The following is a 24107-nucleotide window of genomic DNA, read 5'->3' on the forward strand; positions in this document are numbered from 1 at the left end:
ATGGACGATTGGATGATCGTCGGGCGTGACGCAGAGGAGCGCGGCGACTGGGACCTGGCCATATCGACGGTGGAACCCCACGCCGAGTGTTACAGCGCCGAACACGAGCGTCATGACGCTCACCTGTGGCACATGGATCTGCTGGTCAAGGCGGGTCGCCTGGACGAGCTGGCAGCACGCGGCATCGGCGACGTGCATGCGCGGAGACGGCTCAACCGCTACCTGTACGAGGCTGGGAAACATGAGCAGCTTGCGCGGCGTGCTGAAGCTGGCGACGAGGGTGCGCGGGTGCTTCTTGGCCGCCTGGTCCATGGGCAAGTCGGCAACGGGTAGGGCGGGCTTGCCGAGGCTCGCAGTACAGCAGCGCAGTACAGCAACCGGGCCGCCCACAGCACGCCGAACCGCACCGCAACGCAATCGCTAACCTCGTATCCCATCCCCAGAGACCGAGCCGCCAATAGTTCGCATCGAGGTGAGGGTGATGCTTGTCGATCTGGCACAGGGCCACCGAACCAGCCTTCCCTGCTGTATGCGCGAAGCGACTCCCGGGCGACAGAGCACAGGCGAACCACCGTCTGAGATTGGCTCGGATCCCCGCGGCAGGGTTCAAAACGACTAGCGGGCACGGCCCCATGACCGTTCACACCGTTCTCCAAGACGAAACATTGAGTTCCTTGAGATCCTCGAACCAGCTTTCTAGGCTCGGGGACATGCAGCGCAGGGCTCTGTTCACGGCCCGCCGGCACGTCGATCTGCGACGGCAGGCGAGCGCTCTCTGTCTGCGCTGACGGCGTAGCGCGGCGATCCTCTTCGCGCGGCCACGTGGCGATGCCACGGCCGCGGCTTCACCTCCCCCACCGGCGCGATCCGCCGGGTCCCGATCGTGCCCGGCGGGCGATGCCGTGCGCGTACGAAAGGAAGGCCATGTCCGACAACACCCCCTCGCTCAAGCGGCGCACGTTCCTCGCGGCGTCGGCCGCGGCGGGCGCGACCGCGGCTGCGGGCTGGCCCGCGGCGGGCGCGCAGGCCGCCGACACCAGGCCGAACATCCTCGTCATCGTCACCGACGACCATCCGAAGCAGACCGCCTGGGCGCTGCCGAAGACGCGGGCCTGGCTGACCGGCAACGGCGTCGAGTTCACCCGCGGGCACGCCACCACGCCGCTGTGCTCGCCCGGCCGCTCCTCGATCTTCACCGGCCAGTACGCGCACAACCACGGCGTGCGCGGCAACCAGCACCGCGCGAACCTGAACCACCACTCGACCGTGCAGCGCTACCTGCAGCAGGCCGGCTACCGCACCGGCCTGTACGGCAAGTACCTCAACGGCTGGGACGTCGACGACAACCCGCCGTACTTCGACGAGTTCGCGGTGCTGGCGCCGCCGACGTTCAACAACGGCACCTGGAACGTCGACGGCACCGTGCAGACCATCAACAACTACACCACCACCGTGGTGAAGAACCGGGCGCTGAGCTTCCTCGACCGCAGCGTGAACGACACCCGGCCCTGGTTCCTCTACCTGGCCCCGTACGCCTCGCACGGGCCGAACACCCCCGAGGGCAAGTACGCCGACACCGAGGTGCCGGCCTGGAACGGCCGCCCGTCGGTGCCCGAGGCCGACCGCTCCGACAAGCCCGGCTTCATCCAGAACGCCACCGGCACGCTCGCCGACGGCAGGACGATCCGCACCAACCAGCTGCGCACGCTGCTGTCGGTCGACGACGCCGTGCAGGCCGTGCACGACAAGCTGGAAGCGCTGGGCCAGCTGGACAACACGCTGGTGTTCTTCATCGCCGACAACGGCTTCGCCTGGGGCGACCACGGCTGGACCAAGAAGTCGGTGCCCTACACCCCGGTCGTCGAGGTGCCGTTCTTCGTCTCCTGGCCCGCCGGGGGCCTGGACACCGGCACCAACGACAGCCGCCTGACCGGCAACATCGACATCGCGCCGACCATCCTCGACGCCGCGAACATCACCCCGGACGCGCGGTACCCGATCGACGGGCGCTCGCTGCTGGGCTCGTACCGGCGCGACCACATCCTCACCGAGTTCTTCAAGCACGGCACGGGCACGGACGGGCCACCCACCTGGGCGTCGTACGTCGGCGCGAACCGGCAGTACACCGAGTACTACCAGCTGCACACCGACGCCAACGGGCTGCCCACCGGCACCGGCGCGGTGCTGTTCCGGGAGTACTACGACCTGGTCAACGACCCCCACCAGCTGACCAACAAGCTGCACGACGCCACCCCGGCGCAGGAGCAGGCGCTGGGCATCCCGGCGCTGGCGGCGCGGCTGGCCGCCGACCGGGTCAGCTCCGGCAGCACCGCACCCTGATCCCACGACCGCCCGGCGGCGGGGGCGCGTCCCGCCGCCGGGCACCAGGAAGGACGACCGTGACCGAACACCCGGCGGCCTGCTGCGCACCCTCGGCGGACGGCGCGGGCCCGCCCCTGCTGACACTGTCGCCGCGAGCTGCGGCGACCGGACCCGCGCGGGCCGGGGCCGGCACGCCCGACCACGCTGCCGCACCGGCCCACCGCACGGCCGCCGCTGCGGACCGGGGCGCGCGGTCACGGGCGGCCGCGCGGACCGTCCCGCTGCCGGGCGGGCGGTTCCTGATGGGTACGGACGACGCCGAGGGCTTCCCCGCCGACGGCGAAGGGCCGGTACGCGAGATCACGCTGCGCCCGTTCCGCATCGACCCGACGGCGGTCACCAACGCGCAGTTCGCCACATTCGTCAAGGCCACCGGGCACGTCACCGACGCCGAGCGGTTCGGGTTCTCGTTCGTCTTCGAGGGCTTCCTGCCGCCCGCGCTCGCCCGCGGCACGCAGCGGGTGCAGGCCGCACCGTGGTGGGCGGTGGTGCCCGGAGCGCACTGGCGCCACCCGTACGGGCCGGACTCCGACGTCGGCGCGCTGCAGCACCATCCCGTGGTGCACGTGTCCTGGCGCGACGCCCAGGAGTACTGCGACTGGTCCGGCACCCGGCTGCCCACCGAGGCCGAGTGGGAGTACGCCGCGCGCGGCGGCCTCGAGCAGGCCCGCTACCCGTGGGGCGACGAGCTGACGCCCGGCGGGCGGCACCTGTGCAACATCTGGCAGGGCGAGTTCCCGGCGCGCAACACCGGCGCGGACGGGCACCTGGCCACCGCGCCGGTGAAGGCGTTCCGCCCGAACGGCTTCGGCCTGTACAACGTCGCGGGCAACGTGTGGGAGTGGTGCGCGGACTGGTTCAGCGCCGACTTCCATGTCACCGGGCCGCGGACCGACCCGCTCGGCCCGCCCGGCGGCACGGCCCGGGTGATGCGGGGCGGCTCGCACATGTGCCACCACTCGTACTGCAACCGCTACCGGGTCGCCGCCCGCTCCTCGAACACCCCCGACAGCTCCGCGGGCAACATCGGCTTCCGGGTCGCCGCCGACTGAGCGACACCGCCCGCATACCGCACCGGCACCGGAGCACCATCGGCGACAATACCGACATGTCGGCTATCACGGTGCACCCGCTCGGACGCGCGCTGCTCAACAGCCTGCTGCTGGTGACCGTGTACTTCCTCGTGCCGACCGGCCACAACCACGAGACGTGGGAACTCGTCCTGCGGGTCCTCGGCACCGTCGCCGGCCTGGCCCTGGCGATCCTGCTGATCGTGCGCCAGGTCACCCGCCAGCTCGACGACGAGCAGGCCCCGCTGTCCGGCCTGCTCACCGCCCTGGTCGCGGGCGTGCTGTTCTTCGCGCTCGCCGACTACCTGGTCGCGGTCGGCTGGCCCGGGGAGTTCGTCGACCTGCAGACCCGCATCGACGCGCTCTACTTCGCGCTGTCCACGCTGGCCACCGTCGGCTTCGGTGACGTGCACGCCCAGGGCCAGGTCGCCCGCGGCCTGCTGATCGTCCAGATGCTGTTCAACGTCGTGATCATCGCGACCGGCGCGTCGGTGCTGTCCAAGCAGATCGCCGCGCGGGTGCGCCAGCGGCGGGGCGTGCCACCGCCACCCTGACCGGCTCGACGCTCCCCCGACCGCGCCCCGGCACATCCGGACAGGCAGCGGCCCAACCCCGGACCCCGCCGCTGCCGTCGTCAGGATGAGCACGATCACGGAGGTCTGATGAACGGGGCACAGGAGCAGGAGTACGTCGGGTACGTCACCGCCCGGCTGCCCGCGCTGCGGCGCATCGCCGCCCAGCTCGCGGGCGACCCGCATCTCGGCGACGACCTCGTGCAGCAGGCCGTCACGAAGCTGTACGTCAAGTGGCGGCAGGCCAGCCGGGCCGACAACCTCGACGCGTACCTGCACACGATCCTGGTGCGGGTCTTCCTGGACGACCGCAGGCACCGCTGGAGCCGGGTCGACCTGACCCCCGAGGCGGGGGCCGACCGCGCCGCCGCCACGGTGGACGTCGACACCCGGCTGACCCTGCACACCGCACTCGCGCAGATGCCGCCGCGCCAGCGGGCCGCGGTCGTGCTCCGCTACCTCGCCGACCGGCCGGTGGACGAGGTGGCGGAGATCCTGCGGGTCACCACGGGCACGGTGAAGAGCCAGACCTCGGACGGGCTGGCCACGCTGCGCCGGCTGCTCGCCGAGCGGCCCACCGGCGCCCCGGCGGCCACCACGACGAAGGGAGCGAACCGATGAGGGACGAGGACGTGCTGGGCGCGTTCCGGGAGGACCCGCTGCCGCCCTCGGGGGTGGACCTGGCGCGGGCCGTGCGGACCGGGCGGCGCCGCCACCGGCTGCGCACCGCCGGCGCCGCGGGCGGGCTGGCGCTGCTGCTGGCGGCCGGCGGGCTGGCCGCGCCGGTGTGGCTGGCCCCCGGCGGCACCGGGCCGGGGCAGGTGGGCGGCACGCCGGACCCGACGGTGGGTCCGCCGCCGCCGCAGTGCCCGAGCCCCGGTGCGTCGCCCGCCACGAGCTCCCGCGCCCCGGCCGGGGCGTCGCCGAGCACGAAGGACGGCACGGCCCCCGCCGAGTTCGACGTGCTGCGCCGCGTGGTCGACGTCGACGGGGTGTCCGGCCTGCATCTGGAGCACTACGTCACCGCGCGGCACTGGCAGCGGGTCACCCTGTTCGACGCCGCCGAGCGGATCCACGTCGACGTCCAGGTGTTCGCCCGCGGCGGCAAGCCCCAGTTCAGCGACGGGCCCGGCACCCCGCCGGTGCCGGTCGACCTGGCCGCGGCCACCCCGGCCGACCCGGTCGGCGACCTGCCCGCGTCCTGGCTGTCCGGCCGCCAGGCCCTGTACCAGCACGACGTCGCCCGGCTCGGCTGGCAGTGGGCCGAGGGCGGCTGGGCGTTCGTCGCGGCCGCCGACACCTCCGTCGAGGGCGGGCACCCGCCCACGGCGGAGCAGACCGCCGCGCTGCGCGCCATCGCGCACGAGGTGGCGCAGGCGCTGCGGATCGGCGGCGCGGGCAGGCCGGTGACCATGCCGTTCACCGCGCCGGTGCCGGGCGGGGACTGCCTGCGCCTGACCGGGACGCTGCTGCACCGGGGCACGAACGCCGGCGGCACGGCGTTCAGCCGGACCACGCTCAGCTTCGGCCGCCGGGACAACACCGACCCGATGGCGTTCCCGCCGGACGTGACCGGGTCGGTGACCGCCGACTCGGCGGCCGTCCCCGCGGACACGCCCGGCGCGGTCACCGGGCAGGTCGACGGCCACCCGGCCGCCATGATCGGCGGCACCTTCACCCTGTACGGCGTCGGCGGCTTCGCCCTGGAGATCACCGGGCCGCTGACCGAGCAGCAGATGACGGCGTACGCCCGCTCGGTCGAAGTCGTCGAGGGGGCGCACGGCGACGAGAGCAAGTGGACGGACCGGCCGCTGCGGCAGTGAGCCGCCGCCGGACCCGCCCCGTGGCGAACGTCACGGGGCGGGTTCGTTCGATCGGGCGATTATCGCGGGGCAAATCGACATAAAATTCTCGATCCTTTTGACATGCCCCGCGTCGGGCTGGATACGGTCGCATTCGGCCCCGGTCCGCCCGAACAGGACGGCCGGTGCCCGACCCTGTTGCCTACGGAAGGTCAGCGCCTTGCCCGGCCGACATTCGCTTCCCCGTAAGCCCCGTCGATCCGTCGCCCCGCTCGCCACCGCCACCGTCGCCACGGCCGTCCTGGCCGGAGGCGCTTTCCTCGCCGCCGAGGTGGCCGCCGAACCCACCGGCACCGACCCCGCCGCCCTACAGCAGAACCCCGCGGACTCCCCGTCGCCTTCACCCAGCGTCACCGGCGCCCGGCGGGACCCGCAGCGGCCCTCCCGCGCCGACAAGCGCGCCGCCGCCGGCCCCAGCCCCACCGAGACGGCATCGGTGCTCGGCTCCGGCACCTGCAAGGCGTCCTACTACGACGAACCGCAGGGCACCGCCAACGGCGAGACCTTCGACCCGGACGCGCTGACCGCGGCGCACAAGTCGCTGAAGTTCAACACCCGGGTCCGGGTGACCAACACCAGCAACGGCAAGTCCGTCGTGGTACGCATCAACGACCGCGGCCCGTACATCGACGGCCGCTGCCTGGACCTGTCCCGCGCCGCCTTCGCCGAGATCGCGAAGCTCAGCTCGGGCGTCACAACTGTCCGCTACGAAATCCTGACATAGCCGACAAGCACATGACATGATGTCGATGTGACATCGGTCTATCTCGAACTCGGCTCCAAGCGGATCTTCGCGTGCGCCCTGGAGTGGCCCGGCTGGTGCCGCTCCGGGCGCGACGCGGAGTCCGCCCTCGCCGCGCTGACCGCGTACGCCGAGCGCTATGCGCCCGTCGCCGAGCGCGCGGGGATCCCGTTCGAGTTCGCCGGCCTGCGCGTGGTGGAGCGGGTCAGGGGCGGCAGCACCACCGACTTCGGCGCGCCGGACCGGCCCGCCGCCGCCGACGCCCGGCCCCGCGACGAGCAGACCGCCCGGCGGCAGGCCGCCCTGCTGCGCGCCGCCTGGGACCTGTTCGCCGACGTCGCCGCGGCCAGCCCCGCCGAGCTGCGCAAGGGCCCGCGCGGCGGCGGGCGGGACCGGGACCGGATGATCGAGCACGTGGTCGGCGCCGAGGCGTCGTACGCCCGCCGCATCGGGCTGCGGCACAAGGCCCCCGCCTTCGACGACGCCGACGGCATCGCCGCCCTGCGCGCCGACATCGAACGGGTGATCGCCGCCCCCTCCGGCGGCGCGCCCCCGCTGCGCGGCGGCTGGCCGCTGTCCTACGCCGTCCGCCGCATCGCCTGGCACGTGCTGGACCACGTGTGGGAGATGCAGGACCGCGCCACGCCGTGAACCCGCGGCCCGCACTCGACCACCCGCGGATGCGGGGCCGCGCCACGCCCTAATCCGATCGCCGCGGGCCCGACCTGCCCATAGGATCGGCGGACCACCGGCGCAGACGCCGCCGGGGACGCTGGCAGAGAGTGCAGGTGTACGTGTAATGCGCTGGTCAGAGCTCTACGTCCCGACCCTCCGCCAGGACCCGGCGGGCGCCGACGCGGTGAGCCACCGCCTGCTGCTGCGGGCCGGTTACATCCGCCAGCTGATGGCGGGCCACTACTCGCTGCTCCCGCTGGCGGTGCGGGTCCGCGCGAAGATCATCGAGGTGATCCGCGAGGAGATGTCGCGCATCGGCGCGCAGGAGTTCCTGCTGCCCACGATGCAGCCGGCCGAGGTGTGGCAGAAGAGCGGCCGCTGGGACAAGATCGGCGCGGAGATGTTCCGGCTCGCCGACCGCAAGGGCGCCGACGTCGCCCTCGGCATGACCCACGAGGAGATCTTCACGACCGTCGCGCAGGAGCTGCGCTCCTACCGCGACCTGCCGCAGCTGTGGTACCAGTTCCAGACGAAGTTCCGCGACGAGCCCCGGCCCAAGAGCGGCCTGATCCGGGTGCGCGAGTTCACCATGAAGGACTCGTACAGCTTCGACACCGACGAGGCGGGCCTGGACCGCTCGTTCGACAAGCACCACGACGCGTACGTGCGCATCTTCGCCCGGCTGGGCATCCCCGCGATCCCCGTCGAGGCCTCCAGCGGCATCATGGGCGGCAGCGACTCGGTCGAGTTCATGTGCCCCACCACCGCCGGCGAGGACCTCGTCGTGCACTGCACCTGCGGGTACGCCGCCAACGTGGAGAAGGCCACCTCGCACCTGGCCCCGGCCGCCGACGGCGCGGGCCCGGACGCGCCCGAGCCGTTCGACACCCCCGACGCGCGCACCATCGAGGACCTGGTCCGCGACTACGGCGTCGCCGCCGACCGGCAGATCAAGACGCTGGTGTACGTCGTCGACGGCCAGCTCACCCTGGTGCTGATGCGCGGCGACCACGCCCTGGTCGAGCAGAAGCTCATCGACACCCTCGCCGCCGTCGCGATCCGCCCGGCCCACCCCGCCGAGATCGCCGAGGCGCTGGGCGCGCTGCCGGGCAGCCTGGGCGGCGTGGGCGTCACCGAGCTGCCGATCCTCGCCGACCTGGCCCTGCGCGACCGCCGCGACATGACCACCGGCGCCAACCGCGACGGCGTGCACCTGCGCGGCGTCGACATCACGCGCGACATCGCCGTGGGCCGCTGGGCCGACCTGCGCGAGGTGACCGCCGGCGAGCCCTGCCCGCGCTGCGAGCGGCCCCTAGAAGTGCTGCGTACCGTCGAGATCGGGCACATCTTCAAGCTCGGCCGCCGCTACACCGAGACCCTCGGGGTCAGCGTGCTCGGCGCCGACGGCGAGCGGGTCACCCCGATCATGGGCAGCTACGGCATCGGCGTGGAGCGGGCGCTGGCCGCGATCGTCGAGACGCACCACGACGACAAGGGCATCGTCTGGCCGGTCGCGGTCGCGCCGTTCGAGGTCGCGATCGCCATGCTGGGCACCTCCGACGAGGTCGTCGCCGAGGCGCAGAGCCTCTACGACGCGCTGCGCGCCCAGCGCATCGACGTGCTGCTCGACGACCGGGCCAAGCGCCCCGGCGTGAAGTTCAGCGACATCGAGCTGATCGGCATCCCGTACCGCATCACGGTCGCCGCCCGCGGCCTGGCCGAGGGCACCGTCGAGGTCACCGACCGGGCCACCGGCCACACCGACCGCGTCCCCGTCGCCCGTGCCGTCGCCCACGTCACCCACTCGATCCGCGCCACCGAGAACTGACCCGCGGGATCGCCACCAGCAGGGACGGAGGACGCGATGCGCATCGAACGGGAGCGGACTGGCGGGGCGGTGTCGCGGGCGCTGCGGCGGGAGTTCGTCGGCGAGCTCGCGGCCCGGTATCCGGAGCAGGACTTCTCCGCCGACTCGGTGACCGACGAGCTGCCGGTGCTCGACGCGCCGGGGTCGGTCTGGCTCGTCGTGTACGACCGGGACGAGGCGGTCGGCTGCGGCGGGCTGCGCGGGCTCGACGAGCACACCGGCGAGATCAAGTGGGTGTACCTGCGCGCGTCGGCCCGGGGCCGCGGCCTCGGCCGGGCGCTGCTGGCCGAACTGGAGGACGCGGCACGCGGCCTCGGCTACCGCCGGGTGCGGCTGAGCACCGGCGACCGCCAGCCCGAGGCGCTCCAGCTCTACCTCAGCGCGGGCTACCTGCCCGTCGACGACGGCCTCCCCGTCGCCCACCGCCTCGAGAAGGATCTCGGCTGAACGCCGCCGCGCAGGCGACGGCCCGCCATGTCATGAGGATGCAGCGCGTCACTGGCCACCTTCACGCCGGGGGCGGTCGCGGGCGAGCCGGACGAGTACGACATCCTCGATCTGAACTGATCCGAGCGAGGGGAGCCCGGTGTGGGACTGCGGATCGTCGTAGCGGACCCGGACGACGCGGTGTCCCGGGAGCTGATCGAGGAGTATCTCGCCGACATCGCCGTGCGCTACCCCGTGTCGAACGCGCGCACGTCCGGCGCTCCCCCACTCGACGTGGCCGAGCTGCGTGCCCCGAGCGGGGCGTGGCTGGTCGCCTACCTGGACGACGAGCCCGTCGGGTGCGCCGGCATGCGCCGCCTCGACGACCACTCCGCCGAGGTCAAGCGGGTCTTCGTCCGCCCCGCCGGGCGCGGGCGCAACCTGGCCCGTTCCCTGATGGCCGAGCTGGAGGACCTGGCGCGGGTGCGCGGCTACCGGCGCATGCGGCTGGACACCGGCGACCGGCAGCCCGAGGCGCTGCGCCTCTACCTGACCGGCGGCTACCACGAGATCGACGACTACAACGGCAACCCGTATGCCCGGCACTGGCTGGAGAAGGACCTCGGTCCCCGGCCCGGCGACGTGCGCGTGGTGGCCCGCAAGTTCGACGGCCGCCTGCACTGGCACGCCGTCATGCGCCGCCTCGGCGAGGACGCCCACGGGGTGTGGCTGGGCGCGACCGCGCACACGCCCTGGCGGCGCGGCACCGAGCCCGCCGTCTTCATCGCGGCCACGCACGTGGTGCTGATCCCGTACGAGGGCGAGTGGGTCGCCGCGTTCAACGCCGTCCCGCACCGCACCGAGATCTACATCGACGTCTCCGACCGTCCCGTCTGGCACGGCACCGACGAGGTCGTCTCCGTCGACCTGGACCTCGACGTGGTCCGCCGCCGCGAGGACGGCGAGGTGCTGCTGCTGGACGAGGACGAGTTCGCCGAGCACACCGTCGCCTACGGCTACCCCGACGAGGTCGTCGCCTCCGCCCGGCGCACCGCCGACGAGCTGCTGGCCGCCGTCCGGGCCGGTCAGGAGCCGTTCGGCCAGGCCGCCCTGGCCTGGCTGGCGAAGATGAACTGAACCCGCCGTCCGAGGAGGAGGAGCCCATGCCCGTCGAGGTGGAGCGCAAGTACCTGGTCCGCGACGACGGCTGGCGCGCGGAGGTGGCGCGCAGCAGCTCGCTGCGCCAGGGCTACCTGTCCACCGACCCGGACCGCACGGTGCGCGTCCGCCTCGTCGACGGCCGCACCGGCTACCTGACGATCAAGGGACGGCGCGTCGGCGACGCCCGGCCCGAGTACGAGTACGAGATCCCCGCCGAGCACGCCGCCTTCCTGCTCGACCACCTGTGCCTGCGGCCCCTGATCGAGAAGGTGCGCCACGACCTCGACCGCTCGCCGGGGGCGTGGACGGTGGACGTCTTCTCCGGCGAGAACGAGGGCCTGGTGCTGGCCGAGGTCGAGCTGTCCGACGGCGCCGCGGCGCCCCCCGTGCCGGGCTGGTCGGGCGAGGACGTGACCGAGGACGACCGCTACGCGAACTCCTACCTGCAGGAACACCCGTACCGCACCTGGTAGCGAGCTCGCCGTGGTCCGGGGTGGGCGTGACGGCGCGTGCTGTCACGTGACCGTCGTCATTCCTACCGGATGTGGACGATGTCCCACCCACCCCGCACAATGGACCACCCAGCGAAAGGACCTTGATCATGTCCCGGTTCCCTGAGGTCATCGAGCGGATGGCGACCGACCCCGAGTTCGCCGCGCACGCCCGCGCCCACCCCGACGAGGTCATGCGCGAGTACGGGCTGAGCCCAGACGAGGCCGACCAGATGGCGGCGCTCACCGACGCCACGTCCGGCGGCCCGTCCGAGCTGGACCAGCGCCTGTCCAAGAGCGGCATCGGCAGCGGCGGCCTGGCCGGCCTGCTCGCCGCGCTCGACAAGCCGAAGCGGGACGACGACGAGCACACCGCCGACCGGCCGCTGGGGCGCTGGGTCGGCCCCGGCAGCACCGACCGGTGAGTCAGAGGCTGCGCTTGAGCATCGCGTCGGCGAGCGCGTCGGCGCACTCGGCCAGGCGCAGCCCCACCACGTCCAGCCGCCGCAGCAGCTCGCGCTGCTTGAGCACGCGTGCGGTGATCTCGCCGCTGAGCACCTCGGCCAGCCCCTGGGCGTAGAGGTGGCGCACCCGGCCGGAGCGCTTGTGCGCGGCCAGCGCCGCCTCGGCGGCCTCCGCCGGGCGGTCGACCAGCCGGTCCAGGGCGCGGCGCAGGTCCCGCAGCCCGATCGCGACCTGCTCCAGCATCGCCACCGCACCGCCGTCCAGGCGTACGCCGTAGAGGTCGGTCTCGCGTACGTAGTCGCGCAGGTGGTCCAGCACGTCGTCGACGGAGCGCGACAGCCGGAACAGGTCCTCGCGGTCGATCGGGGTGGCCAGCGTCGCGGCCAGCTCGGCGACCAGCCGCCCGCGGTGGGCGTCGCCGTCGTGCTCGATCTCGGCGATGCGCAGCCGCGCCAGCGGCGGCTCCACCTCCCCGATCGTCACCGCCACGGCCAGCGCGACGCCCTCGAGCGCCGCGTCGATCTGCGCGATCACGATCGCCAGCACCCGTTTGGGCGCCCGGCCCGCCAGGTCGTCCAGCACCCTGCGCAGCCGGATCACAGCGCACCCCGCAGGACGAGGCCGCCGACGAACCCGACGGCCAGCGCCGCGGGCAGGGTGATCACCCAGGCGGTGAGCACCGGGGTGGCGAACTGCCAGCGCACGCGGCGCATGCCGGTGCTCGCGCCGGCGCCGACCAGGCCGGCCGTCGCCGACTGGGTCATGCTGACCGGCACGCCCATGCCCGCCCCGCCGAACACGGCGGTGGCCGAGGCGATGCCGGCCGACACCAGGGTCCACGGCCGCGGCGGGGTCAGCCCGCCGGCCGCGCCGCGCGCCATGCGGCGCAGGCTCACCACCGCCCCGGCCGCGAACACCAGCGCGGTCGCGCACAGCAGCACCAGGGACGGGGCCTGCATGCCGGGCGCCTGGTGGGCGACGCCGACGGCCACCCCGACGACCGCGAACATCTTCTGCCCGTCGTTGGCGGCGTAGGCCAGGCTCTGCCCGGCGAACGCGGTGACGTGCGCCAACCGCATCGCGCCGGGCAGCCGGGAGCTGGTGGGCAGCCGCCGCGCGGCCAGCCCGAGCAGGTAGCCCAGGCCGCCGCCGAACAGCGGTGCCAGCGCCGCCACGGCGAGCACGAGGGCCAGCGTCGACCAGTGCGGCGGCACGCCCAGCCCCGCCCCGACCCCGGCCAGGCCGCCCAGCACGGCGAGGGTGACGCTGGTCGGCACGCCGCGCCAGGCGAGCACCAGCACCAGCGCCAGGGCCACGCCGACGCCCGCCAGCACCACCAGCGGACCGCGGTCGCCGGCGGCGACCAGCCGGTCGGTGAAGGTGTGCGCCACGGCGAGCCCGAACAGCGCGGGCCCGGCGATGATCGCGGCCAGCAGCACGGCCAGCACCGCGTAGAGGGGCAGCTCGCGCTGGCGCAGGCCCAGGGCGAGCAGCGCCGCGCCGTCGTTGGCGCCGCAGACGAACACGAACCCGGTGGCCAGCATCGCGAAACCGATCGCCACGGCCAACCACCCCCGACTGCGCCAGGAATTCACCGTACTTGATCAACTGTGTCCGCATCGGTGGAATCACGTTTGCCGCCCGCACGGGTGATCCCCTAGCGTCACCGGTCGGGAGGAACACTGATGGCGAAGCTGAACCAGATCATCGCGGTCGAGAAGGGGATCAAGTCCCGCTCGTTCCAGGACCTGACCGAGGCCCACCACGCCGTGCAGAAGCCGGCGCTGCTGTCCGGCATCTCGCGGACATACCAGGCCAAGGACGAGGAGGGCGAGCAGCTGCCGCCGGAGTCCACCAAGGTGCAGACCCGCGCCGAGGAGGTGCTCCGCGAGATCGGCACCACGCTGACCAGGCTTTTCGACGTCACCGCGACCAAGGACGCGACCAACTGCGTCGCGAAGGCCGACGTGGTCGTCGACGACCGGGTGCTGCTGTCCGACGTCCCGGTGACCTACCTGCTCTTCCTGGAGAAGCAGCTCACCGACCTGCACACCTTCGTCAAGAAGCTGCCGGTGCTCGACGCCGCCGAGTCCTGGGTGTTCAGCGACTCCGCCGACTGCTGGTCGACCGAGCCGGTGCGCACCATCCGCACCAAGAAGGTGCCCCGCAACCATGTCAAGGCCGAGGCGACCGAGAAGCACCCGGCGCAGGTCGAGGTGTACTACGAGGACATCGCGGTGGGCTACTGGACCACCGTGAAGTTCTCCGGGGCGCTGCCGGCCAAGCGGGTGTCGACGCTGCTGGAGCGGGTGGAGAAGCTGCAGCAGGCGGTCAAGTTCGCCCGTGAGGAGGCCAACAACGCCGAGGCCGTCGACAAGCGCGTCGGCGACAAGGTCTTCGGCTACCTGTTCGCCTGACCCAGACTCCCCCGCCGGAGGGCGGGGGTGCGCATGAGCGCAAGCTGAAGCTGAAGCCGAAGCTGATCGACGCGGCCACAGTGCGGGTTCGAATCCCGCCCTCCGCACCACCGTGCGGAGGTAGCCCAAGCCTGGCAGAGGCAGTCGCGTATCAATCTCAGACTCTCGCTCCAGACTCAGCATTCGCCACCGATCGCCGGATCGACCACGCACGGACGCTCACCCCTCGAGATGCCGGTTCAACTCCGGCTCGCGCCTCTGCCACGGCGCGATGGTCTAAAGGCATGACACGGGGCGCTTAAGACTGATCCGTGCGTTTCAAACGTGCCGGCGTGTGCAATTCGGTGGCACTCCGAGGCCCGGGCGTTGGACATGCGCCCGGGCTTCACCATGTCCGGCGGCAGGACGTGTTGGCCATCCCCTTCCTGGCGTCGGTGACCGTGTTGTCGCAGGCCACGACGTTGTCGCCGACCGGGGCGAGGTGGAAGCCCCAGCCCGGGCCGTCGACGTCGGCGGTGTTGCCGGTGAACACGTTCGCCTCGCCCCAGCCGTCGGCCACGCGGTGCGTCTGGAACCCGTCGCCGCGCGAGTCGCGGCCGGTGTTGCCCTCGATCAGCCAGCCGTTGCCCTTCACGTCCACCCACGAGTCGGCGTACGAACCGGACAGGGCCGAACCGTCGAAGGTGTTGCCCGACAGCACTCCCCCGGTGGTGCCCTCCTTGATGTCGACCGGTTCGGCGGTGGTGGCGCTGATCCGGTTGTCCCGGATCGTGTTGCGATCGCTGCGGTCGGGCGCGCAGTCGCTGATGTCGCACCAGTTCGACTCGGCGGTGCCGACGTAGACGCCCTCGCCGTACTGCTTCCTGCGCCGCCCCGTGTCGCGGATCGTGTTGCCCTGCACGAGGTTGTCAGAGCTGAACGCGCGCAGGTGGATCGCCTCGTCGCCGACGTGCTCCACGGTCAGCCCGGTGAGCACCGTGTGGCTGGTGCGGTCGAGCATCACGCCCTTCTGCGCGTTGCGCACCGTGAACCCGGCCAGCCGCCAGTGGTCGGCCCCGTCGAGGTGCAGGGCGTACCCCTTGCCGGTGCCGCCGCCGTCCAGCACCGCGCCGGTCCCGCCGCACAGATGCACCGGGCGGGACGCGGTGCCGGGTGTCGTAGCGGTGAACCGGTCCCGGTAGACGCCGTCGCGCAGCCGGATGCTGTCCCCGGGCCCGACCGCGGCCAGGGCATCGGCGAGCTGCTGCGCGTCACCGACCGTGACGGTGGCGCGTGGGCAGGTCACCGCGCTCGACGCCGACCACGGCCAGGTCGAGGACGGCGTCGGTGCCGCCAACCCGCCCGGCTGGTGCCCGGCGCCGGGCCGGTCCTCGGGTGCGGCGTCATCGCACGCGGCGGGCATCATGAGCAGGGCGCAGGCCGTCAGTCCCGCCACCACCCGGGCCGGGCGCATCAGCACGTCCGCCACACCCCGCGCGGCCCGTGCGGCTTGTGCGGCTTGTGCGGCCCGCGCAGTCCGTGCAGCCAACGCGGCCCGTGCGGCCCGTGCGGCAGATCCCATGGGGTTCACTCGGCCATCACCGGGACCCTGGCCCGGCCGCGCGCCACGTCGCGCGGTGACGGTGGGCCGTGCTCCGGCGCCCGGTGCCCGCCGCCCGCGGAGCCGTCGCCCGGTGCCGCCAGCGGCTGAGTCGCGGCGTACGGGTGGCCGTGCACGACCGTCCTGCTGGTGCGGCGTATCCCCAGCACCACGATCAGCAGCAGGATCGCGGTCCACAGCAGCGTCATCGGGCTGGCGTAGTGCCGCACCCGCGCCCACAGGGTGCTGGTGTCGAGCCAGGCGCCGGTCTGGTTGTCGCGCACGGTGACCTTCCCGTCGGCGCGGCCGGTGTCCACCGCGCTGGGGCCGATGCCCTCGATCGCGTTGCCGGTGGCGCTCGACCCGCCGACCGCCCCCACGAACGTGATGCCGTGGCTACCCGCGTCGTGGATGGTGTTGCCGCGGACCTCGGCCACCGAGTCGCGGACGTACACCCCGGTCGGGGTGGTCTCGATGATGTTGCCGGTGATCCGGGCCTTGGCGACGCCGTCGCGCAGCGCGACGGCCTGGCGCCGCTGGCCGGTGAGCCGGTTGGCGGTGACGGTCAGGTCGCGTACGCCCTGGCGGGCCACGATGCCCATGTCGCCGCCGTGGATCTGGTTCTCCTGGACGCTGACCCCGTGGCCGCCGAGGATCTCGACGCCGTAGTGGCCGTTGCCGCGGGCGGTGCTGTGCGACAGGGTGTTGTTGCCGTAGCTGGCCACGGGCTGGCCGGACGCCGAGGGCCCGTCGGCCAGCGGCCGCCCGCTGAGGGTGAAGCCGTTGCCGCCGTTGCGTTCGGCCGTCGCCCCGGTGATGCGGACCTGCTGCGTCGCCCGCGACAGCACGAACCCGTCGCCGCCGTTGCCCGCCGACACGGTGCGCTCGATGACCGCGTTGCTGGCGAAGCGGTGCAGCACCAGCCCGTGTTCGAGGCTGTCGCGCACGGTCGTGTCGGCGATGTTGATGCCGTCGGCGCTGGACACGAACAGCCCGTACGCGTTGCCGACCAGCGTGCTGTCCGTGATGCGCCCGGACACGTAGGACTGGCCGGGCACCGTGAACCGGCTGTCCGGCGTGCTCACCCGGCCGTTGCCGAGGATGCGCACCTCGCCCGGCAGCAGCCTGCCGTTGCCCGCGGCGTCGGGTCCGGCCACGGCGCCGGTGTCGGGCCGGTCGGTGCCGGTGAGGCTGATCCCGCCGGTGCGCCCGCTCCAGAAGCCCAGGTGCTGCACCCGGGTGTGGCTCATCGCGAACCTGCCGCCGATGGCGCGCAGGTACGCCCGCCCGTCACCGAGCTGGGTGTCGGGCTTGCCCGCGCGGGGGTCCCAGCTGGTGATCCGCAGCAGCGCCTGCTTGGTGCCCGCCAGCTGCAGCTCGCCGCCGAAGGACACGATCGCCACGAACCCGCTGCTGCGGCTGGCCAGGCGCAGCTCCAGCCCGCCCGGGTGGGACAGCTTCAGCTTCGCCCCGGTGAGCACGTAGAGGTTCTCGGTGAGCAGGTACGCGCCCTGCGACTGCCGGACGAACGTCTGCGGGGCGAGCCGGAGCAGGTCGTCGACGGTGTACGGCTGCACCCTGGCAGTGAGGACCAGGGTGTAGCCGCCTGCGGTGTCCAGCCGGTAGGGCCGGTTCCACTTCTGCATGTCGGGGGTGGTGCCGGGCGGGCGGTTCAGCATCTCCCGCAGCGGCGCCACCGCCGTCACCGCGCGGACCTGGTCGAGCCACCTGTCCTGCCCGGCGACCAGCGCCGCCTGGCGCTCCTCGTCGGCCCGCGCCGCGGCCGCGGCGACCAGGGACGTGGACCGGGCGGCCGGACCGGCCAGTGCGGGCGGCGCGGCCGCTGCGGCCACGGCACCGGCTCGGGCCGGTCGGGCTCCGGCGACGCCGAGCGCGATGCCGCCGGCGAGAGCACCGGCCAGCAGCACCGCCGGCGCGGTATGAAAGCGCGGCACTAGGCCACCTCCGTGAGGGCGCCGGCGCCGTGCCGGGCGGGTGCGAGCGTGCCCGCGTGCTGGCCCTCGCCGCCGATGCGGTCGCTGGCGCGGGTGAGCCACCCCTGCTTGTTCATGGTCAGGAAGGCGTACAGCTTGATCGGCAGCGAGATCGCGATGACCACCGCCGCGAGCAGCGGCAGGATGAGCAGGTCGCGGGGGTGGCGGCGCAGGTGCGACCAGCCCCGGATGGCGCGCCCGGCCAGCAGCCAGAACAGCACCACCACGCCGCCGCGCGGGGTCAGTTCGAGCCGGCTGAGCAGCAGGTATCCGATGGCCATGCCCATGGTCACCGGGGTCAGCAGGATCTGCAGCACGGTGATCTTGGTGACCAGCGGGGTGCGCCACAGCCAGCCCTTCCACAGCGCGGTCAGGTAGCAGCGGTAGGAGTTGCGGCTCCAGCGGACCCGCTGCTTGACGAAGGCGCGCAGCGACGACGGGAACATCGACAGCGCCCGGGCCGAGGACTGGTGCACCGTCCGGTAGCCCGAGGCCAGCACCAGCCAGGTGAGCCTGCCGTCGTCGCCGGCCACGCAGCGCCGGCCCAGGAAGAACTCGTTCTCCAGGTGCTCCAGCACCGGCATGACCGCGCTGCGCCGGTACGCCGCGGTGCGCCCGGACAGGCAGGCCACCGCCCCGGCCCGGCCCATCGCCGGGACGTAGTCGTGGTAGCGCAGGTTGACCAGCCAGTCCGCGATACGCCGCCACACGCTGGTGCCGCGCTGGTACACGTTCTGCTGCGTACCGACGCCGCCCACCTCGGGATCGACGAACGGCATCTGCACCGCCGCCAGCAGCCCGCGCTGCCAGCGGGTGTCGGAGTCGACCAGCACCACCAGCTCGCCGCGTGCGGCCCGGATGCCGACACCCAGCGCGGACCGCTTGCCCCGGTGCGTGAACGGCAGCACCCGCAGCCGCGGGTCGGTGACCGCGCCCAGCCGCCGCAGCACCTCGGTGTCGGCCACGTCCGGCACGATGATCACCTCGGCGGGGTCCTGCGCGAGCCAGCTGCGCAGGCAGTCCAGCAGGATGTCGGGGTCCTCGCGGTAGGAGGGCACCACCACCGACACGGTCGTGCGGTAGTCGTTGACGATCGGGCGGTCCAGCCGCGACAGCAGCACGCGGTAGAGCCACAGCCCCCACACGAACACGCCGGCCAGGCCGAGCGGCATCAGCTCGCGCCACGACGTCTCGGCGGCCGCGGCGACCAGCCACGACCAGGCCGCGTCGAAGAACCGGGACAAGCGCCGCCTCCAGACGGTCCGGGCGGACCCGGCCGGCCCGCTTCACCGCTGTAAACCGGCCCGCGCCCGGAAACGGCCCGCCCTACCGGGCGGTACACCATTGCTGACGAAACGCCGCAATAGATCGTGAATCTGCCGTACGTTGGTAGTATGTCCGATCAAGTGCAGGCGCCTGCCGGGCTCGCTGGAGTGGCCCTCGGCACCGCGGTGCTGGTCGCCGAACGCCTGCGGCGGATCGGCCGCGGCCCACGCGCCGACGAAGAAGTCCAGGATCTGCTCACCAGCGGCGTCGAGCCCGCACCGGCCGACTCCCGCTCCCCGGTCGCGGTCGCCGTCGGGCTCACCCAGCAGGCCGTCGACCTCACCCAGCAGGGCGTCGGCCTCGCCCTGCGCACCGGTGCCCGGGTCACCGACGCCACCCGCGAGCAGGCCCGCAGGCTCGCCGACGCCACCCGCGCCGCCCTGCCCGACGCCTCGCCGATCGACACCGCCCGCGACACCGTCGCCGCCGCGGGCGTACGCGGCCGGGACACCCTGGTCGCCAGCCGCTCGGCGGCCGTCGTCGCGCTGCGCGCCACCGTCGACGACGGGCTCGGCTGGATCGAGAAGTCGATCGTGCCGCGCATGGTCGACGACCTGATGCCGTATCTGATCAGCAGCGTGGTGCCGCGCCTGGTGGAGGGCGCCATCCCCGAGATCAGGAGCAAGGTCATCCCCGTGGTGATCGACGACCTCACCCGCGACCCGCGGCTGCAGGAGCTGATCAGCGAGCAGAGCCGTGGCGTGCTGGCCAACGCCACCGACGAGCTGCGCGAGACCTCCGCCACCGCCGACGACAAGATCGAGACGTCGTTCCGGCGGATGTTCCACCTGCACCATACGAACGGTGACCGGTGACGGCGCCAAGCCGTCACCCGCCATACGCAGGCCTCGTATCCCGCCTCGCCGGACTCGCGATCGACGCCGCCCTCCTCGCGGTGGCGTCGACGCTCGCCGCCGGCGGGGTGCCCGCCCTCTGGGCCGCCCTCGACGGCGAACCCCCCGGCTGGCTCAAGGCGACCGCGGGCCTGATCGCCGTCGTGCTGCCCGCCGTCTACTTCACCACCTGCTGGTGGATGACCGGGCAGACGCTCGGCTCGCTGCTGTTCGGCACCGTCGTCCGCCGCGCCGACGGCCGCCACGTCGGACTCGTGCGCGCCCTGCTGCGCGCCGTGATCGGCCTCGCCATCCCGGTCCTCTGGCTGATCGGCCTGGTCGGCGTGCTCACCGACGACCGGCGCCGCGCCTGGCACGACCGCCTGTTCGGCACCGTCGTCCGCTACGTCGACCGCCGCAACTGAACCGCCTGTCACCGCGATGACCTTCAGGGGCGGCCCGCCGGCCGGCGACGGACGGCCCCTGTAGGACCGAGTGCCTCCCGCGCAACCCCGACACGGCCGTCCGTCGGATGAGTTCCCCGCCCGCCCTCGACACGACTCGACACCAGGTCCTTGCGTCAGACCGGACCCTTCATGTCCGCCGCATCCCCGGCGTGCTCCTCCGCCCAGGCCGACCAGGCTTGCCACCACCGCTGCTCACCGGTCATGCGTTCCGCGCCCTGGTCGCTCTCTTGCAGAGGTGTCACTGCTGCGGGCGACAACCCAGGAGTTGTCGCGACAACCCAGAAGTTGTCACCCGTGGACCGGGTGTCCGCCGGCGACGGACGCATCCACTGCCGGGACGAAGGGACTGCTTGACCGGTGGGCCTACCGTGCGGGCGTGATCCGTAGTCCCGGACCGTCGCGTGTGGTCGCGTCCGTCACCGCGCTGTCGGTGCTCAGCGCGGCCGCGTTGCCGCTGTACGAGTCCGGGACGGTCGGGCCGAGCGCGCTGCTGATCCCGGTCGGGCTGCTGCTGGTGGTGTCGTGGCTGATCCGGATGGCGCAGTGGATCGCGGCGGCGGGCGCCCCGCCGCAGCCCGGCGAGCTGGCCCTGCACCTGGCGCAGGGCGCTTCCCCCGCCGAGCGCGGCCGGGCCGGGCGTGACCGGGCCGGGCGCGGCGCGGGCGGGGCGGGCCGGCCGGGCGGTGTCGACGCCGCGTCGCGCGGGTTCGCGGTGTGGGCGGTGCTGACCGACCGGCGCGGCCGCCGGGCGTACCAGCGGGTGGTGTGGGAGCCGTGGCTGCGCGACCTTACTGGCCCGCAGCGGGTGCTGGTGCGCCGCCGGGCCGGGGTCGTGGTGCTCGACGTGGAGGGCCGGGGCAGGCTGTGGCCGGCGAGCTTCGCGCTGCGGCGCCCGCCGTGGGGTGTGCGGCTGCTCCCGGCCGGTGGGCGTGCCGGGACCGACCTGTCGTGGTGGCGGCTGCTGATCGTGCTGCTGCCGGTGGCCGCGCTGTGCGCCGGTCCGCACCTGGCCGAGGGGGACGTGCCTGCGGCGCTGTGGGCGGCCGGGTACGTGACCGCGCTGACGTTCGGCGTCGGCCAGTGGTTTGGTGTCATCCCGCCCGGCCGTCGGCGCACCGGCCCCGCTCCGGACCCCGGCGGCGCGAAGCCGCCCCGCCAGCGCAGCGGCGGCGTCCGCCAGCCCCAGCAGCAGCGGCGTGCCGACGGGCGCAGGCGTTAGGAACCGGCGTCTTCCACATCGGAGAACGGCGAGCAGGTGCCCTGACGGTCCCGGTCAGGACGGCAGGAACGCACCTGCGCCGTGACGGCGGGAGGGCACCTGCGCCGTCCCGACACGGGGAAAGGGCGCCTTCGGTCGCGCGAAGCGACGCGAAGGCGCCCTTTCCTCCCCTCGGAAGGAAGTCACGTGGTGGTGCGGCGGCGACGACGGCGGACAGGGCCGTCGTCGGCGATGAAAGTGCGGGTCAGCGCCATCGCGATGACGATGCCGATGACCGCGCAGACCAGCTGCGTGAGCAGTTCGGCCCAGCTCCACGTGAAGTGCCAGCCGGCCCAGTTCCAGTCCCAGCGGGCGGGCCACGTGCCCTCCCAGCCCATCTGGCGCGCCACCCAGGTGCCCGTGAGGGCCGCGAGGATGCCGACCACCGCGGTCGCGATGACACCGATGTCCTGGCGGCCCGGCAAAATCAGCCGGCCGAGGGTGCCGATGAAGATTCCGATCAGGATTGCGCTGAGGATTCCGGTCGCCGTCATGGCGCGCCACTACCCGCATGCGCCGATCCTTAATCGCGGCACCGGTTCCGGGCGTAAAACCGCTGGCCCGGCGGGGTCGCAGCGGCTACAACTGACGGCGTGATCGTGAAGTATCCGCGTACGCCGCACCTGGCCGGCTCGCGCCTGCAGCCGGGCGACGAGGACCTTGCCCAGGTGCCGTTCGCGCGCATCCGGGGCCGGCACGTGGTGGCCGAGGAGAAGCTCGACGGGGCGAACGCGGGCATCAGCTTCACCGCCGGCGGCGAGCTGCGGCTGCAGTCGCGCGGGCACTACCTGTCGGGCGGGCCGCGCGAGCGGCAGTTCGCGGTGCTGAAGTCGTGGGCGGCCACGGTCGCGCCGCTGCTGTGGGCGCGGCTGGGCGACCGCTATGTCTGCTACGGCGAGTGGATGTACGCCAAGCACACGGTGTTCTACGACGCGCTGCCGCACTACTTCTGCGAGTTCGACGTGCTGGACACGGCCACCGGCGAGTTCCTGGACACGCCGCGGCGGCGCGAGCTGCTGGCCGGGCTGCCGGTCACCAGCGTGCCGGTGCTCGCGGCGGGCGGGTTCGCGCGGCTGGCGGAGCTGACCTCGCTGGTGGGGCCGTCGCGGTGCCGTACGCCCGGCTGGCGGCAGGCGCTGGCGGAGGCGGCGGCCGAGGCCGGGGTGGATCCGCAGCGGGCGGCGGCCGAGAGCGACCGGGCCGACGAGATGGAGGGCCTGTACCTGAAGGTCGAGGAGGGTGGCCGGGTCGTGGAGCGCTACAAGTGGGTGCGCCACGGCTTCCTGACGGCGGTGCTGGACTCGGGTTCGCACTGGGCGGACCGGCCCGTGGTCGCCAACCGGCTGGCCGATCCGGGGGTGCTGTATGCGGGCCTTTGAGCGGCTGTGCCCGCAGGGCCCGGGGTGGGCGCTGGACTGGGCGGCGGTGCGGGCGGAGTTCGGCTGGCTGGAGCGGCTGGCCGGGGTGGCGCAGGACCCGGTGCACCATGGCGAGGGCGACGTGCTGACGCATACCCGGATGGCCGCGCAGGCGCTGGTGGACCTGCCGCAGTGGCGGGCGCTGCCGCGCGGGCGGCAGGTGCTGCTGTTCGCGGCGGTGCTGCTGCACGACGTGGCCAAGCCGGACTGCACCCGGCGTGAGGGCGAGCGGGTGACCGCGCACGGTCATTCGCGCCGCGGCGAGCTGCTGGCGCGGCGGATCCTGTGGCGGGCGGGCGCGCCGATCGCCTGGCGGGAGCACGTGGCGGCGCTGGTGCGCCACCATCAGGTGCCGTTCTGGGCGCTGGAGCGCCCGGACCTGGAGCGGATCGCGCTGCGGGTGTCGCTGACCGCGTCCAACGAGGATCTGGCGCTGCTGGCCACGGCCGACATCCGGGGCCGGGTGTGCGCGGACGCGGAGGCGGTCGTGGAGCACATCGGGCTGTTCCGGGAGTACTGCGCGGACCTGGGGGTGCTGGACGGGCCGTGGCGGTTCGGGTCCGACCATGCCCGGTTCATGTACTTCCGCACCCCGGGCCGGGATCCGCGCTATGACGCGTACGACGACACGCGGCTGACCGTGACGGTGCTGTCGGGGCTGCCCGGGGCGGGCAAGGACACCTGGGTCGCCGCGCACCGGCCGGACGTGCCGGTGGTGAGCCTGGACGCGCTGCGCGCCGAGCTGGGCGTGGGCCCGACCGGGGACCAGCGGGCGGTGGCCGCGGCGGCGTACGAGCGGGCGCGCGGGCACCTGCGGGCGGGGCGGGCGTTCGTGTGGAACGCGACGAACGTGTCGCGCCGGCATCGGGAGATCTGCGTCGGGCTGGCCGCGGCGTACCGGGCGCGCATCGAGCTGGTGTCGCTGGAGGCGCCGCCGGACGTGCTGCGGGCGCGCAACGGCAGGCGGCAGGCGCGGGTGCCGGAGGCGGTGCTCGACCGGCTGGTGTCGAAGTGGGAGACCCCGGACGCGACCGAGGCGCATACCTTACACCTGCTGGACACGAATGATCGTGCACTTCACGTGATCGAAGCATGATCGATG

26 protein-coding genes are annotated in these 24107 nt (G+C 73.3%); 20 read left to right on the plus strand and 6 right to left on the minus strand.

The genetic code is table 11. The features are described from left to right. The 14 genes from AB0J67_RS04895 (at position 1) to AB0J67_RS04960 (ending at position 11673) form a co-directional block, all read left to right on the plus strand. Positions 1-333: a hypothetical protein gene (locus AB0J67_RS04895; RefSeq protein WP_363476316.1), complete on the plus strand. Its 333-nt coding sequence runs from the start codon at positions 1-3 to the stop codon at positions 331-333. Between the two features lie 377 nt (positions 334-710). Continuing rightward, positions 711-788: a putative leader peptide gene (locus AB0J67_RS04900; protein ID WP_363476421.1), complete on the plus strand. Its 78-nt coding sequence runs from the start codon at positions 711-713 to the stop codon at positions 786-788. 136 nt (positions 789-924) lie between these two features. After that, positions 925-2340 carry a sulfatase gene (locus AB0J67_RS04905; protein ID WP_363476318.1) on the plus strand — a complete coding sequence of 472 codons (1416 nt, stop codon included), beginning with the start codon at positions 925-927 and terminating at the stop codon, positions 2338-2340. Positions 2341-2399: 59 nt separating this feature from the next. Continuing rightward, complete coding sequence (locus AB0J67_RS04910; protein ID WP_363476320.1) at positions 2400-3434, plus strand: formylglycine-generating enzyme family protein; 1035 nt, start codon at positions 2400-2402, stop codon at positions 3432-3434. 56 nt (positions 3435-3490) lie between these two features. Beyond that, positions 3491-4006: a potassium channel family protein gene (locus AB0J67_RS04915; protein ID WP_363476322.1), complete on the plus strand. Its 516-nt coding sequence runs from the start codon at positions 3491-3493 to the stop codon at positions 4004-4006. 108 nt (positions 4007-4114) lie between these two features. Further along, a complete protein-coding gene (locus AB0J67_RS04920) occupies positions 4115-4645 on the plus strand; it encodes a SigE family RNA polymerase sigma factor (protein ID WP_363476324.1) in 531 nt (176 codons plus the stop codon). After that, positions 4642-5847 (plus strand): hypothetical protein, encoded by a 1206-nt coding sequence (locus AB0J67_RS04925; RefSeq protein ID WP_363476326.1) that lies wholly within the window; start codon positions 4642-4644, stop codon positions 5845-5847. The genes AB0J67_RS04920 and AB0J67_RS04925 overlap by 4 nt, the downstream gene beginning before the upstream one ends. Before the next feature lie 199 nt (positions 5848-6046). Beyond that, positions 6047-6610: a septal ring lytic transglycosylase RlpA family protein gene (locus AB0J67_RS04930; protein ID WP_363476328.1), complete on the plus strand. Its 564-nt coding sequence runs from the start codon at positions 6047-6049 to the stop codon at positions 6608-6610. Between the two features lie 27 nt (positions 6611-6637). After that, a complete protein-coding gene (locus AB0J67_RS04935) occupies positions 6638-7279 on the plus strand; it encodes a hypothetical protein (protein ID WP_363476330.1) in 642 nt (213 codons plus the stop codon). Positions 7280-7427: 148 nt separating this feature from the next. Beyond that, positions 7428-9131, plus strand: coding sequence for a proline--tRNA ligase (locus tag AB0J67_RS04940; protein WP_363476332.1), 1704 nt, complete (start codon positions 7428-7430; stop codon positions 9129-9131). Between the two features lie 36 nt (positions 9132-9167). Then, entirely contained in the window at positions 9168-9617 is a 450-nt protein-coding gene (locus tag AB0J67_RS04945) for a GNAT family N-acetyltransferase (RefSeq protein ID WP_363476334.1), read from the plus strand. 141 nt (positions 9618-9758) lie between these two features. Then, complete coding sequence (locus AB0J67_RS04950) at positions 9759-10733, plus strand: GNAT family N-acetyltransferase (protein ID WP_363476336.1); 975 nt, start codon at positions 9759-9761, stop codon at positions 10731-10733. A 26-nt stretch (positions 10734-10759) separates the two neighbouring features. Further along, on the plus strand, positions 10760-11230 hold the full coding sequence (locus tag AB0J67_RS04955; RefSeq protein WP_363476338.1) for a CYTH domain-containing protein: 471 nt from the start codon (positions 10760-10762) through the stop codon (positions 11228-11230). Positions 11231-11358: 128 nt separating this feature from the next. After that, positions 11359-11673, plus strand: coding sequence for a hypothetical protein (locus AB0J67_RS04960; protein WP_363476340.1), 315 nt, complete (start codon positions 11359-11361; stop codon positions 11671-11673). A gap of 1 nt (position 11674) precedes the next feature. Here the strand turns inward: AB0J67_RS04960 and AB0J67_RS04965 are convergent, their stop codons facing one another. Together AB0J67_RS04965 and AB0J67_RS04970 are read right to left on the minus strand one after the other, a co-directional pair. Then, entirely contained in the window at positions 11675-12313 is a 639-nt protein-coding gene (locus AB0J67_RS04965) for a DUF47 family protein (protein WP_363476342.1), read from the minus strand. Continuing rightward, complete coding sequence (locus AB0J67_RS04970) at positions 12310-13275, minus strand: inorganic phosphate transporter (protein ID WP_363476344.1); 966 nt, start codon at positions 13273-13275, stop codon at positions 12310-12312. The genes AB0J67_RS04965 and AB0J67_RS04970 overlap by 4 nt, the downstream gene beginning before the upstream one ends. 123 nt (positions 13276-13398) lie before the next feature. On the opposite strand from AB0J67_RS04970, the gene AB0J67_RS04975 reads away from it, so the two are divergent. Next, complete coding sequence (locus tag AB0J67_RS04975) at positions 13399-14130, plus strand: hypothetical protein (RefSeq protein ID WP_363476346.1); 732 nt, start codon at positions 13399-13401, stop codon at positions 14128-14130. 385 nt (positions 14131-14515) lie between these two features. On the opposite strand, the gene AB0J67_RS04980 is transcribed toward AB0J67_RS04975, so the two are convergent. From AB0J67_RS04980 to AB0J67_RS04990, 3 genes are all read right to left on the minus strand, one after another. After that, positions 14516-15583, minus strand: coding sequence for a right-handed parallel beta-helix repeat-containing protein (locus AB0J67_RS04980; protein ID WP_363476423.1), 1068 nt, complete (start codon positions 15581-15583; stop codon positions 14516-14518). Between the two features lie 113 nt (positions 15584-15696). Beyond that, positions 15697-17664, minus strand: coding sequence for a right-handed parallel beta-helix repeat-containing protein (locus AB0J67_RS04985; protein WP_363476348.1), 1968 nt, complete (start codon positions 17662-17664; stop codon positions 15697-15699). Beyond that, positions 17664-18947, minus strand: coding sequence for a glycosyltransferase family 2 protein (locus AB0J67_RS04990; protein WP_363476350.1), 1284 nt, complete (start codon positions 18945-18947; stop codon positions 17664-17666). The genes AB0J67_RS04985 and AB0J67_RS04990 overlap by 1 nt, the downstream gene beginning before the upstream one ends. A 150-nt stretch (positions 18948-19097) precedes the next feature. Here AB0J67_RS04990 and AB0J67_RS04995 point away from each other — a divergent pair, with 150 nt between their 5' ends. The 3 genes from AB0J67_RS04995 (at position 19098) to AB0J67_RS05005 (ending at position 21548) form a co-directional block, all read left to right on the plus strand. Next, entirely contained in the window at positions 19098-19844 is a 747-nt protein-coding gene (locus AB0J67_RS04995; protein WP_363476352.1) for a hypothetical protein, read from the plus strand. Further along, positions 19841-20287, plus strand: coding sequence for an RDD family protein (locus tag AB0J67_RS05000; RefSeq protein WP_363476354.1), 447 nt, complete (start codon positions 19841-19843; stop codon positions 20285-20287). The genes AB0J67_RS04995 and AB0J67_RS05000 overlap by 4 nt, the downstream gene beginning before the upstream one ends. Before the next feature lie 418 nt (positions 20288-20705). Next, on the plus strand, positions 20706-21548 hold the full coding sequence (locus AB0J67_RS05005) for a hypothetical protein (RefSeq protein WP_363476356.1): 843 nt from the start codon (positions 20706-20708) through the stop codon (positions 21546-21548). A gap of 182 nt (positions 21549-21730) precedes the next feature. Here the strand turns inward: AB0J67_RS05005 and AB0J67_RS05010 are convergent, their stop codons facing one another. Further along, positions 21731-22081: a GlsB/YeaQ/YmgE family stress response membrane protein gene (locus AB0J67_RS05010; protein ID WP_363476358.1), complete on the minus strand. Its 351-nt coding sequence runs from the start codon at positions 22079-22081 to the stop codon at positions 21731-21733. Positions 22082-22180: 99 nt separating this feature from the next. Here AB0J67_RS05010 and AB0J67_RS05015 point away from each other — a divergent pair, with 99 nt between their 5' ends. After that, positions 22181-22966 carry an RNA ligase family protein gene (locus AB0J67_RS05015; RefSeq protein ID WP_363476360.1) on the plus strand — a complete coding sequence of 262 codons (786 nt, stop codon included), beginning with the start codon at positions 22181-22183 and terminating at the stop codon, positions 22964-22966. Beyond that, complete coding sequence (locus AB0J67_RS05020; protein ID WP_363476362.1) at positions 22953-24101, plus strand: AAA family ATPase; 1149 nt, start codon at positions 22953-22955, stop codon at positions 24099-24101. Before AB0J67_RS05015 ends, AB0J67_RS05020 begins: the two co-directional genes overlap by 14 nt. Positions 24102-24107 lie beyond the last annotated feature (6 nt).

This window comes from Catellatospora sp. NPDC049609 (assembly GCF_040675365.1).
Taxonomy (GTDB): Bacteria; Actinomycetota; Actinomycetes; order Mycobacteriales; family Micromonosporaceae; genus Catellatospora.

Bases quoted from the DNA above. Each gene is read 5' to 3' on its own strand.
- AB0J67_RS05010 (WP_363476358.1), bottom strand. From the start codon at position 22,081: ATGACGGCGACCGGAATCCTCAGCGCAATCCTGATCGGAATCTTCATC.
- AB0J67_RS04955 (WP_363476338.1), top strand. From the start codon at position 10,760: ATGCCCGTCGAGGTGGAGCGCAAGTACCTGGTCCGCGACGACGGCTGG.
- AB0J67_RS04940 (WP_363476332.1), top strand. From the start codon at position 7,428: ATGCGCTGGTCAGAGCTCTACGTCCCGACCCTCCGCCAGGACCCGGCG.
- AB0J67_RS04980 (WP_363476423.1), bottom strand. From the start codon at position 15,583: ATGCGCCCGGCCCGGGTGGTGGCGGGACTGACGGCCTGCGCCCTGCTC.
- AB0J67_RS04920 (WP_363476324.1), top strand. From the start codon at position 4,115: ATGAACGGGGCACAGGAGCAGGAGTACGTCGGGTACGTCACCGCCCGG.
- AB0J67_RS04915 (WP_363476322.1), top strand. From the start codon at position 3,491: ATGTCGGCTATCACGGTGCACCCGCTCGGACGCGCGCTGCTCAACAGC.
- AB0J67_RS04925 (WP_363476326.1), top strand. From the start codon at position 4,642: ATGAGGGACGAGGACGTGCTGGGCGCGTTCCGGGAGGACCCGCTGCCG.
- AB0J67_RS04995 (WP_363476352.1), top strand. From the start codon at position 19,098: ATGTCCGATCAAGTGCAGGCGCCTGCCGGGCTCGCTGGAGTGGCCCTC.
- AB0J67_RS04975 (WP_363476346.1), top strand. From the start codon at position 13,399: ATGGCGAAGCTGAACCAGATCATCGCGGTCGAGAAGGGGATCAAGTCC.
- AB0J67_RS04945 (WP_363476334.1), top strand. From the start codon at position 9,168: ATGCGCATCGAACGGGAGCGGACTGGCGGGGCGGTGTCGCGGGCGCTG.
- AB0J67_RS04960 (WP_363476340.1), top strand. From the start codon at position 11,359: ATGTCCCGGTTCCCTGAGGTCATCGAGCGGATGGCGACCGACCCCGAG.
- AB0J67_RS05020 (WP_363476362.1), top strand. From the start codon at position 22,953: ATGCGGGCCTTTGAGCGGCTGTGCCCGCAGGGCCCGGGGTGGGCGCTG.
- AB0J67_RS04895 (WP_363476316.1), top strand. From the start codon at position 1: ATGGACGATTGGATGATCGTCGGGCGTGACGCAGAGGAGCGCGGCGAC.
- AB0J67_RS04905 (WP_363476318.1), top strand. From the start codon at position 925: ATGTCCGACAACACCCCCTCGCTCAAGCGGCGCACGTTCCTCGCGGCG.
- AB0J67_RS04900 (WP_363476421.1), top strand. From the start codon at position 711: ATGCAGCGCAGGGCTCTGTTCACGGCCCGCCGGCACGTCGATCTGCGA.